Below are 17,030 nucleotides of genomic sequence, written 5' to 3' on the forward strand. Positions count from 1 at the left end.
CGCTCTCCTTTATGCGGTCAATTGCTTGGCGATGATCACTCGCATGATTTCATTCGTGCCTTCAAGGATCTGGTGGACACGCAGGTCACGCACGATGCGCTCGAGCGGATAGTCTTTCAGATAACCGTAACCGCCGTGCAGCTGCAGGGCCTGGTTGGCGACGTCGAAACAGGTGTCCGTCGCAAACCGCTTGGCCATGGCGCAATACTGCGCCGCCATCGGGTCCTTGGTATCGAGTGCCGCTGCCGCGCGATAGAGCATCAGGCGCGAGGCATCGAGCTCGGTCGCCATGTCGGCCAGCTTGAACTGGGTGACCTGGAACTGGGCCAGCTCACGACCGAATTGCTTGCGGGTGTGGACGTATTCCTTGGCAGTCTCGAACGCCTCGGTCGCACCGCCCAGCGAGCAGGCACCGATATTGATACGGCCACCATTGAGGCCATTCATCGCCAGGGTGAAGCCCATGCCCTCATCGGCGAGACGGTTGGCGACCGCGACGCGGCAGTCCTCAAACGTGACGACGCGCGTCGGCTGGGCATTCCAGCCCATTTTCTTTTCGTTCGCGCCAAAGCTGAGACCGGGCGTGTCCTTCTCGACCACGACGGTGGAGACCCCCTTGGGACCATCATCACCGGTGCGGCACATCACGACGTAATAGTCAGACGTACCCGCGCCGGAAATGAACGCCTTGGAACCATTGAGCACGTAATGATCGCCATCACGCTTGGCACGGGTGCGCAGGCTCGCCGCGTCGGAACCGGCACCCGGCTCTGTCAGGCAGTAGGACGCGATCTTGTCCATGGTCATCATGCCCGGCAGGAAACGCTGGCGCTGTTCCTCATTGCCCCAGGTGTCGATCATCCAGGCGCACATATTGTGGATAGACAGGAAGGCCGCTGTCGCGACACAGCCGCGCGACAGCTCTTCAAAGATCAGCGCCGCATCCAGGCGGGTCAGGTTGGAACCGCCCACATCCTCGCGCGTGTAAATTCCGGCAAAGCCCAGCTCGGCGGCTTCGCGCATCACATCGACAGGGAAAATCTTCTCTTCATCCCAATGCGCTGCGTTCGGCTTGAGCCGGTCGTCAGCAAATTTGCGCGCCATATCGCGGATCAGGGACTGGTCTTCGGTGAGAGAGAAGTGCACGGCGGCGCTCCATGATTTGCTTGCGTTGGGCGGAGAGCTATCGCGGCTTGACCCGCGGGGCAAGTTTCGTTTGTTGCATGGGCGCGATCCGGCATAACGACGCTGCCATTAGCCCCGACGGGAAACAGCTATTCCGCTGCGCTGCACAATACGCATGATCTGTTCAGGAAGTTGCGGCCAGGCACCTGAGCGGGTTTGCCACACTATCCCCTGATCCCGTATCCAGTTACCAGAACACTGAATCACAACCGCGCCGGACATCGACATGTATCCTTCCACACGACTTCGCCGTACCCGCCAGGCTGACTGGTCCCGACGCCTTGTGCAGGAAAAGACACTGACGGTGAATGATCTCATCTGGTCGGTGGTGGTTTCCGACACAGCTGATCCGGTCGAACCCGTGGCCGCCATGCCAGGTGTGGAAAGACTGTCCCTGAAAGCACTGGCAACCGCAGCGAAGGATGCGGAGATGCTTGGCATCCCGGCCATCGCCCTCTTCCCGCACATCGATCCCTCGAAAAAGGATGACGAGGGCAGCGAGGCGCTCAACCCGGACGGGCTCATCCCCCAGGCGATCAAGACCATCAAGGATGCCGCGCCCAATGTCGGTGTCATCTGTGACGTGGCCCTCGACCCGTTCACCACGCATGGTCATGACGGATTGCTGGACGGAGACTATGTCGCCAATGACGCGACGGTGGAAATGCTGGTCGGTCAGGCGCTGTTACAGGCGGAAGCCGGCTGTGACGTCGTCGCTCCCTCCGACATGATGGATGGCCGCATCGGCGTCATCCGCGAGGCGCTGGAAAGCCACGGCCATCACAACACGATGATCCTCTCTTATGCTGCCAAATACGCGTCGGGCTTTTACGGCCCCTATCGCGAGGCCATCGGCTCAGCAGCCGCCCTCAAGGGTGACAAGAAGACCTATCAGATGGATCCCGCCAATGCGGCCGAAGCCCTGCGCGAGGTTGAACTCGACATCGCCGAGGGCGCCGACATGGTCATGGTCAAACCCGGCCTGCCCTATCTGGATATCGTCCACGCCCTCACCGAAAACTTCGCCGTCCCGGTCTATGCCTTCCAGGTCTCCGGCGAATACGCCATGATCCAGGCCGCCGCCCAGAACGGCTGGATCGACGGTGAGCGCGTCATGCTGGAAAGCCTGATGAGCTTCAAACGCGCCGGTGCCAGCGGCATCATCACCTATTTTGCGCCAAGAGCGGCGCGGGCGCTGGGGGGCTAACCAATGGACCGGTCCCATTTGGACTGCCCCAATTGTGGAACGCCCATCCCAAGATCTCAGCGACACAGATTTGGGCTTCGTGGTTTCTTCAATTTGTTTGGAACGCAGTGCAGGTCATGCGGAGCTCGACTGAAACGCACCCATGGCTTTACGATCATCCTGATCGGGTTTGGACTGATATACGGATTGGCGTTCGCCATGGCCCGCTTTCCCGATTTCGCCATTGCAATCTATATTGTTGTCGTCTTTGCGTATTTGGTGTTGGCCGGAGCCCTCCAAACCTACAAGGTTCGAAAGTAGACTGCGTGATTACGTTCTGAGGGGCCCTTATCCCTGGGGGTCAGCTCGCTGAGCTCGCCCCCTTCGCTTGCACTTTGTTTCGGCACTTCCCCGCAGGGGAAGATAAATTGCCGAACATCATCATAGTTTGTCATCCCTGACGAAGGCCCGGACGCGAAGCGAGCCGGGCGCAGATCAGGGATCCTCGCCGGCATACCCATGGGTCCCGGCTCTCCGCCCCGATCAAGTCGGGGCATCCGGCCGGGATGACGAAACGCCACTTATCCTCCCCACCGGGGAGGTGGCGGCGTAGCCGTCGGAGGGGCCGGAGCGCGTCAGCGCGGAGGTCAGCTCGCTACGCTCGCCCCCTTCGCCTTCACTTCGTTACGGCACTTCCCCGTGGGGGAAGATAAGACTGCCTTGCCCTTGTCCCGCATCCATGCGACATCGGCCCCTCAACGGAGATTTTATGACTCTTGAGTCCTGACGTGCCCGCCATTGTGGCGGGCTTTTCGAGAACTGATTAACGCGCCCGCCTTGTGAGCGCAGTGTTTTCTCATGTCAGGAACAAGACATTGAATGCGAATTTGAAATCTGAAATTTCCCTGCGTCCGGCCACTCTCGATGATGTCGATGCGCTGACCGCCCTGTCCTACAAGACCATTCGCCAGAAACACGCCGAAGTGATCGGGTCGGATGCGGTCGAGGGCTACATCGCCTCCGGTGCGGTGCCCAAATACTATACCGAGCGCAACGCGTTTCTCTGGGTGGCAGAGCGGGGCGAAGAACCGGTCGGCGCGGTGGCCATCAAGGACAATGAAATCCACCTGATGATGGTCACCGTAGACCATCACCGCAAAGGCATTGGCGAAGCCCTGCTGGAGCATGGCGAGCGTCTGCTCTTCGACACGTTCGGGACCATCGAGCTGGAGAGTTTTCGGGATAATGCCCAGGCGGTGAATTTCTACCGCAAACACGGCTGGCAAGCGGTCTCGGAATATCCGATGCCGGAGGTCGGCATTCCCATGGTTCGGATGGGGAAGCAGCGTATCAGTCGCTGATCTTCATCGCAGGCAATGACCATTTGAAAACGATCGCGCAGCCGCGAAGGACGAGTGCCAGAGCGGCTGCGCCCAGCGTCACCCATTCCACCGGCAGGCCCAGCGACAGGCCGGCCACATAGGCACCGGCACCGGCCAGCGCTGCGAGGGCATAGATGTCCTCTTTCAGCACCAGCGGCACATCATTGACGATGATATCGCGAATAAGTCCGCCAAAGGCCGCGCTCATCACGCCGGTCAGAAGCGCGATTGACCAGTGGGCACCGGCGGCCAGACCAGCCCGGGCACCGATTACGCAAAAGACGGACAGCCCCACCGCATCCGCCCAGTTCAGCACGATCCGCCGCGAGGCCAGGGATTGCGCCCAAGGCGAGGTGAAATAACCCAGCAAGGCGCCCACAAGCGCGAGACCCAGATAACTCGGCTCGTCGATCCAGTAGACCGGCAGTGCGCCCAGCAGGATGTCCCGCAACGTCCCCCCGCCCATGCCCGTGACAGCACCGACAATGGCCGCTCCGAACGGGTCCAGGGACTTGCGCGCGGCCAGCATGCCGCCGGAATAGGCAAAAAACCCGATCCCGGCATAGTCCAGGATAGCAAAGAGGAGATCGATGCTCATCATTGAGTGGTCTTGGTGTTCGCCAACTTGCGCCGCGCGACCTCAAACGCCATGAAATCCACCAGGTCGCGTGACCGCCAGGCCACCAGCATGAGATATCCGACCACGACACCCCAACCGGTCATCAGACCTATGAAAAACGGTTCATCTCCGAATCCGAGATCTTCCATGAGCGTTGGGGAAACTTCATTAATGGCAACAATAGCACCGACGGGGATCGTGATCAGCAACAGTGCCGTCGTCCGAAAGACCCGCTCCACTCGCTCTGCGTTCAAACGCGCATACTCCAGCAGGAAGTCGACCTGCCCATCGCTCAGCCCGCCCAACAGGCCGAGCCCGACTTTCCAATGCTTCGATCGCGTCAATATCGTGAGCTGGTCGTTGGAGGCTTGCATCCACGTCCGCTTCCTCGTTCCGGCAAAGAAGATCAGTTTCCAGGTCACGAAAAGCTTCACCAGACGCACCCAAACACCCATCGCAACCTTGTCAGTTTCGATATAGCGACCGTATTCGCCCTTACCCGCGGGATCACTCACCGGGCTTCTCCAGGCGGGCGATCAGGCTGGACGTATCCCAGCGATTGCCGCCCATCTCCTGAACATCGCCATAGAATTGATCCACCTGCGCGGTGACCGGCAGCCTGGCGCCATTTCGACGAGCTTCTTCAAGTGTGATGCGAAGATCCTTGCGCATCCAGTCAATGGCAAAGCCATAATCGAATTTGCCCGCGACCATCGTCTCCCAGCGATTTTCCATCTGCCAGGACTGGGCCGCGCCCTTGGAGATCGCGCCGATCACCAATTCCGGATCAAGGCCCGCGCGCTTGGCAAAGTGCAGACCTTCCGACAGCCCCTGGACGACACCGGCGATACAGATCTGGTTGACCATCTTGGCCAATTGCCCCGATCCCGCCGGACCGATCAGCGACATCGCCTTGGCGTAGGCATCCATGACCGGTTCGGCGCGGGCGAAGGTATCCGGCTCGCCGCCGCACATGATGGTCAGCTGACCGTTCTCGGCGCCGGCCTGACCACCGGAGACCGGCGCATCGATGAAACCGATTCCGGCATCGCGCGCATCCATGTCCAGTTCGCGGGCAAGTTCTGCGGATGCTGTTGTGTGATCAATCAGGATGGCGCCGGGCTTCATCGCCGGAATGGCCTGCTCGGCAATCGCGAGCACATCGGGATCGTCGCCCAGGCACATCATGACGAGGTCCGCATCCGCAACAGCAGCCTCGACAGTGTCCGCGGCCTGACCGCCATGTTCCTCCGCCCAGGCCAGTGACTTTGCACCCGTGCGGTTCCAAACGGTGACGTCATGTCCTGCTGCCTTGAGGTGGCCGGCCATGGGATACCCCATCACGCCGAGCCCAAGGAAAGTACAGCTTGCCATCTTGCCCTCCCATCGCTTTCACTCACTTGCTAGTGTGTGCCGCAAGGGGGGGCAAGACATCATGACGAATTCGATTGTGCGCTTTGCAGCCTGGGCTGCCGGCATCATCCTAGCACTGCTGGCATTGCTGGCCTTCAGTTTTGTGATTCGTCTGTACGCGTCCCTGCCTCAAACCTCTGGCCGCCTAGAGCTGGCCGGATTGCGCGCCGAGGCCCAGATCGTCCGTGACGAACATGCGGTGCCGCATATCTTCGCGAGCAATTCCCATGATGCGTATTACGCCCTTGGCGTCGCCCACGCGCAGGACCGCCTCTGGCAGATGGAAATCACCCGCCGCGCACTGCGCGGTCGCCTCTCGGAGTTTCTCGGGGAAGCCGGGCTGGAGAGCGATATCTGGTTTCGCACCATGGGGCTGGGCGAAGCCGCGGACACGGCCGTAGCCAATCTTCCGCCGGATGTTCAAGGCGCGCTGCAGGCTTACTCTGATGGCGTCAACGCCGTTATCTCAGCGCCCGGTTTTGTCGCCCCGCCGGAATACCAGATCCTGATGTTCGAGCCGGAAGCCTGGACGCCCGGCGACACGGTGACCGTCTACAAGGCCATCGCGCTGGACCTGTTCGGCAATGCCTTCTCAGAGCCCCGATTGAACGCCTTGATCGAGCAGCTCGGCGAAGAGCAGGCGCGCCAGTTCATGGGCCGCTACCCGGATGAAACCCCGCGCTCCCTGTCCATGGCCGATCTCGGTCTGGAAGATACTCCGGACGCGCAATACGATGAGGCCATCCCCACGCTTGGCCCGAATGAGGAAGCCCGTGACGGCTCCAATAACTGGGTCGTGTCCGGGCGTTTGACCGAAAGCGGCCATCCGATTTTGGCCAATGACCCGCATCTGGGCCTGCGCGCACCGGCGATCTGGTATCTGACCCGGCTGACGACGCCGGAAGGCTCAACGGTCGGGGTCACCCTGCCCGGCACGCCTTTTGTAACGCTGGGCCGCAATGATCACATGGCCTGGGGGTTCACCAATACCGCGCCCGATGTCGGTGACCTGCACGCCGTGACCGAAGACGCCGTGATCGACAGCCGCGAGGAAATCATCCAGGTTCGCTTCAGCGACGCTGTCACCATCACCCGCCGCACCACCGCAACCGGCCCGGTGCTGGATCCGGAACATTTCGATTATCCCGTGCCGGAGGACGCAGACTTCCTGGCCCTGCAATGGATGCTGGATGAACCCGATGATACGACCGCCGGTGTCGGCATGCGCATTCTCAGCGGCGAAAACTGGGATGATTTTGTCAATGCGCTGCGCGGCTTCATCGCGCCCCAGCAAAGCATGGTTTTTGCGGCGGTGGACGGCGATATCGGCCTTTACGCCCCGGCCCGCATCCCGGTCCGCGACGAGTCCGGCGCCTGGGTCGACACCATCCCGTTCGAGGAACTGCCGCACACGCGCAATCCGGAGCGCGGATTCATCGCGACGGCCAACAACAAGATCATCCCTGACGGTTATCCGCACTACCTTACCAGCGATTGGTATGGGGTCAGCCGCATCACCCGGATCTATGAAGGCATCGAGGCGCGTGAACAGCACACCATGGAAAGCATGGCCGCGCTGCAATACGACACAGTCTCGACGATCGCGCGCAATCTCCTGCCTGTTCTGCTCACCGCGACACCGCAATCACCGGAGGGCCAGCGCGCCATCGCGCTGCTTGCCGAGTGGGATGCGGACATGGCGATCGATATCCCCCAGCCGCTGATCTTCTCGGCCTGGATGCAGCATCTTGGCCCGGCAATCTACAATGATGAGCTGGGCGACCAGGCGGATCGCTGGGTCGGCTACCGGCAGCAATTCATGGAAGATGTACTGCTGGGTGATGCAGCGCACTGGTGTGCAGATGTCGAGACAGGCGAAGGCGCGTGCGATGACCTGCTGGGGCCGACCCTGGATGCGGCCATGGCCGAGCTGGTGCAGGAGATGGGCGGCGATATCGCGGCCTGGCAATGGGGCGATGTGCACTATGCGCGCCATGCCCATGCGCCCTTCTCTGACATCCCGCTGCTGGCCGGTCTCTTCACGATCGAGACCCCCATCCCCGGTGACGGTTCAACGGTGAATGTCGCGCATCACAGCTGGCGGCGCGGCGATTATGCCGTGGTCCATGCAGCATCCTACCGGGCGCTTTATGATCTGGGTGACCTCGACAGCTCGCTCTACATGATCACGACCGGGCAATCAGGGCATTTCCTCTCAGAGCATTATGATGATCTGGCCCCGCAATGGGGACGTGGCGACTACATCCAGATCCGCACCGACTGGACCCCGGCATCCGCGCCGGAGGGCAGCGAAACGCTGAGGCTTTACCCGGCCACGCCGTAATTGCCGCGATAGAATTCCAGCGCTGCCACATCACGCGGGGTTGTCATCTCGATGACCTCGCCCACCAGGATGTCGTGGTCACCGCCCGCATAGACCGCATAGGGTTTGCACAGGAAGGTCGCGACGGCGTCATGGACGAGTGGGGCCTTGTCACCATCCCAACGGATCTCGCAGGCATTGAAGTCTGCATCCTGGGCACAGGAATGGGCCAGGTGGGACTGGTCGTGTGCGAGGATGGAAATGCCGTAATACGGCGCAGCTTCGAAAATCGAGCAGCGTTCGGAGTTCTTTTCGATCGACCAGAGCACCAGCGGCGGATCAAGCGAAACCGAAGCAAAGGAATTGATCGTCATGCCCAGCGCCTCGCCATCCACGAACGCACCGACAATGGCTACGCCCGTTGGATAGCGCCCGAGCGCATTGCGGAAATCCCGGCTGTTAATCACGAATTTGCCCTCAATGCGGGTTCGGAAACCTGACCTTAACTGTGATCCAATATTGAGGAGTCAGAAAAATATACAAGGTGGGTAGTCATGGCGGGCACAGATCAGCCAATTATCATCAAGAAAGTCGTCAAGGGCGGCGGGGGCGGACACCATGGTGGCGCCTGGAAAGTGGCCTATGCCGACTTCGTGACCGCGATGATGGCCTTCTTCCTGCTGATGTGGCTCATCAACACCACCACGCCGGAACAAAAGCGCGGTATCGCTGACTATTTTGCGCCTGCCTCGGTTTCGCCGGCGAACTCCGGTTCCGGTGCTCCGCTTCAAGGCACGTCCCCGGGTGATGATGGCGTACAGGGGTCCGGTGATAGTTCCCAGCGCCAGCGTCTCGCCCCGACCGCCCCGCAGCGCAATGACCGCCGCCAGCAACAAACCCCCGAGGCATCTCCGGCAGAGGACGGCGAACCAGCCGTTGCCATGGATGCTGTGATGGAGGCGCAGGAGCGCCGCGCCGAAGCTCAGCTCTACAGCGCCTCCCAGTCGCTGCGCCAGGCGATGCAGGAAATGCCGGAGCTTGCCGAGCTCTCCAATCACGTTCTCATGGACATCACGCCGGAAGGCCTGCGCATTCAGCTGATCGACCAGGAAGGTCGCCCGATGTTTGATCCGGGGTCTGTCGAGCCGAATGATCGCGCCGTGGCCCTCTTGCGTGCCGTCGCCCGTATCGCAGACCGCCTGCCCAACCGGGTCGCCATCGCCGGCCACACTGACAGCGGACCAACCTCGGCGGATGGCTATTCCAACTGGGATCTCTCTTCCGACCGCGCCAATGCCGCCCGCGCCGTTCTGCAGAGCGAAGGCATCACGGATGACCGCATCTATGAAGTGCGTGGCAAAGCGGGCTCCGAACCGCTTTATCCAGACGACCCGTTCATGCCGGGCAATCGTCGGATTTCGATTACGCTGCTACGTGAAGCGCCGGTCCTGCCAAACGGACACCGCCTCTAACGCCGCGATAATTCAGCGCAATACGATTTCGGACTTCAATTTGGACAGGCAAGCGTGTTAGCGTTTTGCCTTGTCCAATCTGGAATCGAGCTCTCCTTAATTGATGCAAGAACTGGCGTCTGTAGATTTCTGGCAGATGTGGGTCGTCCTCGCGGGCGTCATCACGGCGGTTGTCTTTTATTGCTGGGACAGGTTTGCCATCGAAGTGGTCTCCGCCTCGATTGTTGTCTCGCTCATGGCGTTTTTCCATTTCTTCCCGCTCGAGACTGGAAACCCGACAGCGACACAACTGCTTGCAGGTTTCGCCAATCCGGCGCTGATCACGATCCTCGCCCTGTTGATTGTCGGCCAGGGCATATTCCAGACCGGCGCCATGGATGGGCCGACGCGCTTCCTTCTCAATTCCTATGAAATCCATCCCAGGTCGACGCTGCTGGCGATGTTCGGCTTCGTCTTTGCGGTCAGCGCCTTCATCAACAACACGCCCGTCGTGGTGATGTTTGTTCCAATCCTGGTCGCCATCGCCAAGCGAATGGAACAAAGCCCGTCCAAGCTGATGATTCCGCTGAGCTATGTGTGCATTCTGGCGGGCATGACGACACTGATCGGTTCCTCGACCAATCTCCTGGTCGCCGACAGCCTGTTCATGACCACCGGCCAGACGCTAGGTTTCTTCGCCCCCTCCGGTATCGGCGCTTTCCTGGCGGCTGTAGGCCTTATCTACATCCTGACCATCCTGCCGCGGCTGCTGCCCGATCGTGCAGGCATGGAGGAAAGCCTGCACGGCGCTGACGGCCGCCAATACATCGCCCAGCTGGAAATCACCCCCGGACACCCGCTCGACGGCAAACAGCCGGTCGCCGGCATGTTCCCGGATCTGCCGGACATGACCGTTCGCATGATCCAGCGCGGCGAACACGCCATCCTGCCCCCCTTCTTCGAGCTTACCTTGAAGCCGGGTGACCTGGTGATCGTCGCCGCGACACGCCAGAAACTTCAGGACCTGCTTTCCAAGAATGCCGACATGGTCAAAGGCCTGATTGAAACCTCTTCGGACGGCGAGGACGACGCTCCGGGTGATCAGCTGGGGCTGACCGAAGCGGTTGTCGCGCCGGGCTCACGCCTGATTGGCCGTACAATCGAACAGATCGGTTTCAGGCATAATACCGGTAGTGTCGTGCTGGGCATTCAACGCCGCAGCCGCATGATCCGTTCGCGCATGGGCGAAATTCGCTTGGAAGCCGGTGACACGCTCTTGCTGTTCGGATCCGGCCGGGCCATGCGCCGCTTGCGGGCCGACCGCGACCTCCTGTTGCTGGAATGGTCAAAATCCTCCATCGCGGATCCACGCAAAACCCTGTCAGCGCGCATCATATTCGGCTCGGTGGTCTTTCTGGCTGCGACTGGCATCGCACCCATTGTGTTGGCGAGCTTCCTGGGCGCCGTCGCCATGTTGGCGACAGGCTGTCTCAACACGCGTCAAGCAGCGCGTGCGGTCGACATGCGCATCTATCTTCTCATCGGCTCAGCCTTCGCCTTGGGCAGTGCCCTGCAGGTCACCGGAGGCGCCAATCTTCTGGCGAGCGGCGTTGTCGCGGCGTTTTCACCGTTTGGACCCGTCGTCCTGCTGTCCGCGCTCTTCATTTTCGTTGCCGCGCTGACCAATGTGCTCTCCAACAGTGCCACGGCCATCCTGTTTACGCCGATCGCGGTCGGCGCTGCCGAACAGCTGGGCCAGGACCCAACCCTGTTTGCCCTCACCGTGCTCTTCGCCGCGAACACCTGTTTCGCGACACCAATCGGATACCAGACCAATCTCCTGGTCATGGGGCCTGGTCACTACACATTCGGAGACTACCTCAAGGCAGGCACACCGCTGGTGATTGTCATCTGGCTGGCCTTCACCGGATATCTGGCCCTGCGTTACGCAGCGGGCTGGATGTAAGGATGAGCCTTTGTGTTATAGTGCCCTGACAAGCCAGCAGTAACAGGTTTCCGGTGACCCACCCATTCGCGACGCGACAAATCCCCTTCTTCCTCACGGCGTCCACGCCCTGCCCCTATCTTCCGGGCAAGATGGAACGGAAGGTGTTTACGCGGATCGAGCCCGGTGAGGGTCCGGCCCTTAATGACAACCTGACCCATGCCGGTTTTCGCCGCAGCCAGTCAGTACTCTACCGACCCGCCTGCGAGGCCTGTGACGCCTGCAAATCCGTTCGCATCGATACCAATACGTTCGAGTGGTCCCGCAAGTGGCGCAAACTGATCAAAAAGAACCGCGACCTCACACTTTGCACCGATAACAATGTCGCCACTGCAGAACAATATGAGCTGATGACCCGCTATCTCGCCTCGCGACACCATGATGGCGACATGGTCGGGATGAGTTTCGGCGAGTTCGTCATGATGATCGAAGAAGGCGCCCAGCGCACGCATGTGGCCGAATATCGTGATCCAGCAGGCCAGCTGATCGCCTGCGCCCTCACGGATGTCCTCAAAGACGGCATCTCGCTGATCTACAGCTTTTTCGATCCGGATCAGGCCCGGCGGAGCCTGGGCAGCTATGTGATCCTGGATGCGATTCGCCAGGCGGCTGCTCTTGGGCTGCCGCATGTGTATCTGGGTTACTGGGTCTCGGGCAGCCGGAAGATGGAATACAAGGCAAAATTCCAACCTCTGCAGGTTTTGACGCCTGCAGGCTGGACGGGCTTCGATACGCTCGATATCGATGAGGACACAGATTTCAACGGGTAACCCGCCCGACTGCCAGTCCTCGGGGGAGAGAGTTCATGGACAGACGTACATTCCTCAGCGGAGCCGCCATTGCCGGCGCCTCCATCGCTTCGGCTTGCGGCGATACCAGCCAGCAGGGTTCTGACGTCGCCTCTCCGGCGATCAATCGCGGCGTGAAACGCCTGCGCATGGTCACGACCTGGCCGGCCAACTTCCCGGGACTGGGCACGGCGGCCAACAATGTCGCGGCCTACGCCAATGCCGCCTCAGGCGGCACGCTGGACATTCGTGTCTACGCGGCAGGCGAGATTGTCAGTGCGTTCGAGGCCTTTGATGCGGTCTCCGAGGGCACGGCAGACATGTATCACGGCGCGGAGTACTACTGGCAGGGTAAGTCGCCGGCCTTCAACTTCTTCACCGCTGTACCGCTGGGCATGACAGCCACCGAGATCATGGGCTGGGTGGAATTCGGTGGCGGCCAGGCGCTCTGGGACGAGCTGTCCGGCCAGTTCAATATCAAGCCGTTCCAGGCCGGTAATTCCGGCCACCAGATGGGCGGCTGGTTCAAACGCGAGATCAATTCGCTGGAAGACTTCCGCGGCCTGCGCATGCGTATTCCGGGCCTGGGCGGCAATGTCCTGCGCGAACTGGGCGGTGCAGCTGTCACGCTCTCCGGCGGCGAGATCTATCCGGCGCTCCAGTCCGGCGCCATCGACGCGACCGAGTGGGTGGGCCCTTGGAATGACCTGGCCTTCGGCTTCTATCGGGAAGCGCCCTTCTATTATGGCCCGGGTTTCCACGAGCCGGGCTCCTGTCTCGGTGTCGGCATGAATCTGGGTGTCTGGAATGACCTCGACGAGGATCACAAGGCGATCATCCACGCGGCCTGCCGTGCGGCCAACAATGTCTCGCTGGCCGAGTTCACCTATCAGAATGCCCAGGCGCTCGACGTGCTGCTCAACGAGCATGGTGTCCAGCTGCGCTCCTTCACCGACGAGATGTGGAGCCGGATCGGTGAGATTTCCGAACAGGTCGTCTCCGACACCGGTAATGCTGATGCCATGACGCGCCGCGTCTATGAGAGCTACATCACCGCACGCAACCAGATGCAGAACTGGGGCCGGATCTCGGAAATGCCGTACATGGCGCATCGCGACCGCATTCTGCGCGGCTAGATCATGCGGCAGGGCGACGGATTTCTTCTCGTTCTGGTCCTGGTCGGGATCGGACTGAGTATTGTGGACGGGATGACCGGTGGCGGTGTCGCTGGCTGGTTCCAGGCCAATCTGCCGGGCATTGCACAGAGCATCGGCGGCAAGCTGGCGCTGGCCGCACGCTATCTCTGGCCCGTCCTGACCCTGCCCCTGATCATGGCTGTTCTTGGGCGCTTCATCGCCCTGCCGAGCGTCTGGCATGGCTTCCAGCGCAGCCTGATTGGCTTGATCGAAACCATCACCGGCGCCTTAGGCGGCGCTGCACGCTGGTTTGCGCTCGGCCTCGTGGTCGTCACCGCCACCATCGTTGTGCAGCGCTATGTTTTCGGCTTTGCCTCTACCAAGCTGCAGGAAAGCGTCATCTACATGCACGCCCTGCTCTTCCTGCTCGCCTCGGCCTCCACCCTGCTCGCAGACGGGCATGTGCGCGTGGACATCTTCTATTCCAAGGCCAGCGAACGCGGCAAAGCCTGGATCGACCTGCTGGGCGTCTATCTGACCCTGATCCCGATGAGCGCGCTCATCCTGTGGGCCTCGACGGGCTATATGAATTCCACCTGGCGCATTCTTGAACGCTCGCGTGAGAGTGACGGTCTGCCCTTTGTCTTCCTGCTCAAGACCGCCATACCGTTGTTTGCCGTGCTGATGATCCTGCAGGGTATCGCCATGGCAGCGCGCTCCGGCCTCAAACTGGCCGGCCAGGAAACGCCACCGCGCCCGAAAAATCTCGGTGAGGGAGAAGTCTGATGTCGACCCTCATTGAAATCCTGCCATTTCTGATGTTCGCAGCGGCTTTCGCCGCCCTGCTGCGCGGTTATCCGGTCGCCTTCACCCTGGCCGGTGTCGCCCTGCTTTTTGCCCTCATTGGCATGGCGCTGGACGTGTTCGACCCGATCCACTTCCGCGCTTTCCCGCAGCGTATCTACGGCAATCTGATGGAGATGGACCGCCAGATCCTGGTTGCGGTGCCGCTTTTTGTCTTCATGGGCGTGATGCTGGAGAAATCCAAGGTCGCCGAGGAATTGCTCGAGGCCATGGGCGCGCTTTTCGGTACCATGCGCGGCGGCCTGGGGATTTCCGTCGTGGTGGTTGGCGCCCTGCTGGCCGCCTCGACCGGTATTGTTGGCGCCACGGTCGTGACCATGGGCCTTTTGTCCCTGCCGACCATGCTCAAGCGCGGTTATTCACCGGAACTCGCAGCCGGTTCGATCGCCGCATCCGGCACACTCGGACAGATCATTCCGCCCTCCATCGTGCTGGTTCTTCTGGGTGACCAGATCTCCAACGCCTACCAGGAAGCCCAGCGCGCCCAGGGCATTTTCTCACCGGATATTGTCTCGGTCGGAGACCTGTTTGCCGGCGCCCTCATCCCGGGCCTGCTGCTGGTGGGCTTCTATATCGGCTATCAGGTCTTTATTGCCATCACGCGACCGAACAGCGCCCCGGCCGCTCCGGCGGCGGAAGGCGGTACGGACTGGGGCAAGATCCTGCACGCGCTGCTGCCACCCCTGGGCCTGATCTTTGCCGTGCTTGGCTCCATTCTCGCCGGTCTGGCAACGCCCACCGAAGCGGCCGGTATCGGCGCGGTCGGCGCGACGTTCCTGGCTGGCGCACGCAATGCCGGTTCTGACAATAATCCGCGTCTGGGACAGCTGGTCTCTTTTGTAGGGTTGGCTGCCCTCGTGGGACTTTTCCTGCTCGTGGTCTTCGCCAATCTGGGTCAGGACCGCCGTCTCTTCGTGGCCGATCTCGGGGCCATGGGCAGCCTGTTCGCCTGGGGCCTTGTCGGTCTGACCGTGCTGGGTGCCGCACTCTCGCTCTGGCGTCTGAAAAAGTCCGGCGTGCTCGACGAGGTGATGAGTTCCACCGCCAATATCTCGGCCATGGTCTTTGTCATCCTGATCGGGGCCTCGCTCTTCTCGCTGATCTTCCGCGAGCTGGGCGGCGATGAAGTGGTGCAGCACGCGCTTGAAGCCGTTCCCGGCGGCAAGTGGGGCGCGCTGGCCATCGTCATGCTGGTCATGTTCCTCTTGGGCTTCTTCCTCGACTTTATCGAGATCACTTTCGTGGTCGTGCCGATCGTGGCGCCGATCCTGTTGATGATGGGCATTGATCCGGTCTGGCTGGGCGTGCTGATGGCCATGAACCTGCAGACCAGCTTCCTGACGCCGCCCTTCGGGTTTGCGCTTTTCTATCTCAGGGGCGTTGCACCACCGGAAGTCACCACCGCTGCCATCTATCGCGGCGCCATCCCCTTCGTGATCATCCAGCTGATCGGCATCCTTGCCGTCGCCCTGGTCCCGTGGCTGGCGACCGGTCTGCCGGAATGGCTGTATGGCTAGGAGCTTCCGCTGATGACCCCGCAACGCAAACTCGAGCTTGAACGGGGATTTGTTGCCGTGCTCGCCATCGTGATCTCGGCGATCTTCTTCTGGATGATCCGGGATTACCTGGCGGCGCTTTTCCTGGCCGCAGTGCTGACCATCTTCCTGCAGAAACCGCAGGACTGGCTCGCCGACAAGCTGGGCGGGCGCCAGGGCATTTCCGCCGGTCTTCTGGTCACCGGCTCCGTGCTCGCCTTTGTCATCCCGACCGCGATCATCATGGGTGTCGTTGCGGAGCAGGCCATCGAGGTCACCGGCCTCGTTACCCCATGGGTGCAGGAACAAGTGGCTGCGATCCGAGAGGAAGGCCTGGACGGTTTGCCGGAATGGCTGCCCTTCCGCGAAGAACTGATCCGCTATCAGGCCACCGTGGCTGCTCAGCTGGGCAGTCTGGCGGGAACCGTGGGCAATATCCTCGTCTCCAGCTTGCGCGCCGGCACCGGCGGAGTGCTAATCGCGACGCTGAATTTCTTCATCCTGATCTATGCCCTGTTCTTCTTCCTGCTGACCGGCCGCGAGACCGGGCGCAAGGCCATCACGCTTATCCCGATGACCAAGGCGGATCGCGATCTGCTGGCCGAACGCGCGCTCTCCACCATTAGGGCCACGGTCAAGGGCTCCTTCCTGATTGCGCTGGTCCAGGGCGGCCTGACCGGACTGGGCCTGTTTGTCGCCGGCGTGCCGGGGGCGATTTTCTGGGGGGCCATTGCCGCCCTGCTCTCCATCATCCCGATGGTCGGTCCGCCGCTGATCTGGGTGCCCTCGGCGATCTGGCTGTTTGCCACGGGCAATGTTGTGCCGGCGATAGGCCTCTCGATCTGGGGCGGGGTCGTGGTCTCGACCTCGGATAACATCCTGCGCCCTATCCTGGTGGGCAAGGATGCCAAGATGTCGGACCTGATGGTGTTGTTATCCACACTTGGCGGTCTCACCCTTTTCGGCGCTGTGGGGATAATCCTGGGCCCGGTCATCGCCGCCCTCTTCTCCTCCGTCTGGTTCATCTTCCGCGAGGCCTTTGAGGGCCTGCTCGAGGAAGACGACGAGGAGGACGAGGCATTTGAAGCCGAGCTTGCCGAAGCGTCTGATCCGCCCGACGAACCCACACTTGGCCTCTAGGTC

At 61.2% G+C, this 17,030-nt stretch carries 15 protein-coding genes; 10 read left to right on the plus strand and 5 right to left on the minus strand.

Annotation, left to right across the window (positions count from 1 at the left end; genetic code table 11):
- Positions 1–9 precede the first annotated feature (9 nt).
- Positions 10–1,146, minus strand: coding sequence for an isobutyryl-CoA dehydrogenase (locus SIC17_RS00795; protein ID WP_412546093.1), 1,137 nt, complete (start codon positions 1,144–1,146; stop codon positions 10–12).
- A gap of 265 nt (positions 1,147–1,411) precedes the next feature.
- Here SIC17_RS00795 and hemB point away from each other — a divergent pair, with 265 nt between their 5' ends.
- Together hemB and SIC17_RS00805 are read left to right on the plus strand one after the other, a co-directional pair.
- Positions 1,412–2,392 (plus strand): porphobilinogen synthase, encoded by a 981-nt coding sequence (hemB, locus tag SIC17_RS00800; RefSeq protein ID WP_412546094.1) that lies wholly within the window; start codon positions 1,412–1,414, stop codon positions 2,390–2,392.
- Positions 2,393–3,258: 866 nt separating this feature from the next.
- Entirely contained in the window at positions 3,259–3,732 is a 474-nt protein-coding gene (locus SIC17_RS00805; RefSeq protein WP_412546095.1) for an N-acetyltransferase family protein, read from the plus strand.
- Here SIC17_RS00805 and SIC17_RS00810 read toward each other — a convergent pair.
- Genes SIC17_RS00810 through SIC17_RS00820 form a run of 3 tightly spaced genes read right to left on the minus strand, consistent with a single transcriptional unit; the run spans position 3,722 to position 5,746 of the window.
- On the minus strand, positions 3,722–4,351 hold the full coding sequence (locus SIC17_RS00810) for a trimeric intracellular cation channel family protein (protein ID WP_412546096.1): 630 nt from the start codon (positions 4,349–4,351) through the stop codon (positions 3,722–3,724). The two genes, SIC17_RS00805 and SIC17_RS00810, sit on opposite strands and share 11 nt — an antisense overlap.
- Positions 4,351–4,887 carry a hypothetical protein gene (locus SIC17_RS00815; protein ID WP_291895545.1) on the minus strand — a complete coding sequence of 179 codons (537 nt, stop codon included), beginning with the start codon at positions 4,885–4,887 and terminating at the stop codon, positions 4,351–4,353. Before SIC17_RS00815 ends, SIC17_RS00810 begins: the two co-directional genes overlap by 1 nt.
- Entirely contained in the window at positions 4,880–5,746 is an 867-nt protein-coding gene (locus SIC17_RS00820) for an NAD(P)-dependent oxidoreductase (protein ID WP_291895546.1), read from the minus strand. The genes SIC17_RS00815 and SIC17_RS00820 overlap by 8 nt, the downstream gene beginning before the upstream one ends.
- 61 nt (positions 5,747–5,807) lie before the next feature.
- On the opposite strand from SIC17_RS00820, the gene SIC17_RS00825 reads away from it, so the two are divergent.
- Complete coding sequence (locus tag SIC17_RS00825; RefSeq protein ID WP_412546097.1) at positions 5,808–8,129, plus strand: penicillin acylase family protein; 2,322 nt, start codon at positions 5,808–5,810, stop codon at positions 8,127–8,129.
- Here SIC17_RS00825 and SIC17_RS00830 read toward each other — a convergent pair.
- Complete coding sequence (locus tag SIC17_RS00830) at positions 8,111–8,575, minus strand: flavin reductase family protein (protein WP_412546098.1); 465 nt, start codon at positions 8,573–8,575, stop codon at positions 8,111–8,113. The genes SIC17_RS00825 and SIC17_RS00830 overlap by 19 nt on opposite strands.
- Positions 8,576–8,662: 87 nt before the next feature.
- Between SIC17_RS00830 and SIC17_RS00835 the strand changes: the two genes are divergently transcribed.
- From SIC17_RS00835 to SIC17_RS00865, 7 genes are all read left to right on the plus strand, one after another.
- The gene (locus SIC17_RS00835) at positions 8,663–9,580 is read left to right on the plus strand and encodes a flagellar motor protein MotB (protein WP_412546099.1); all 918 of its coding nucleotides are present in this window, start codon (positions 8,663–8,665) and stop codon (positions 9,578–9,580) included.
- 103 nt (positions 9,581–9,683) lie between these two features.
- A complete protein-coding gene (locus SIC17_RS00840; RefSeq protein WP_291895552.1) occupies positions 9,684–11,525 on the plus strand; it encodes an SLC13 family permease in 1,842 nt (613 codons plus the stop codon).
- A 53-nt stretch (positions 11,526–11,578) separates the two neighbouring features.
- On the plus strand, positions 11,579–12,334 hold the full coding sequence (locus SIC17_RS00845) for an arginyltransferase (RefSeq protein WP_412546100.1): 756 nt from the start codon (positions 11,579–11,581) through the stop codon (positions 12,332–12,334).
- Between the two features lie 35 nt (positions 12,335–12,369).
- On the plus strand, positions 12,370–13,488 hold the full coding sequence (locus tag SIC17_RS00850; RefSeq protein WP_412546101.1) for a TRAP transporter substrate-binding protein: 1,119 nt from the start codon (positions 12,370–12,372) through the stop codon (positions 13,486–13,488).
- A 3-nt stretch (positions 13,489–13,491) separates the two neighbouring features.
- The gene (locus SIC17_RS00855) at positions 13,492–14,274 is read left to right on the plus strand and encodes a TRAP transporter small permease subunit (RefSeq protein ID WP_412546102.1); all 783 of its coding nucleotides are present in this window, start codon (positions 13,492–13,494) and stop codon (positions 14,272–14,274) included.
- Entirely contained in the window at positions 14,274–15,869 is a 1,596-nt protein-coding gene (locus SIC17_RS00860; protein WP_412546103.1) for a TRAP transporter large permease, read from the plus strand. The genes SIC17_RS00855 and SIC17_RS00860 overlap by 1 nt, the downstream gene beginning before the upstream one ends.
- 12 nt (positions 15,870–15,881) lie before the next feature.
- Positions 15,882–17,027: an AI-2E family transporter gene (locus SIC17_RS00865; protein ID WP_412546104.1), complete on the plus strand. Its 1,146-nt coding sequence runs from the start codon at positions 15,882–15,884 to the stop codon at positions 17,025–17,027.
- The last annotated feature ends 3 nt before the right edge of the window (positions 17,028–17,030 follow it).

The organism is Maricaulis sp. MIT060901, from assembly GCF_047123815.1.
Classification (GTDB): Bacteria; Pseudomonadota; Alphaproteobacteria; order Caulobacterales; family Maricaulaceae; genus Maricaulis.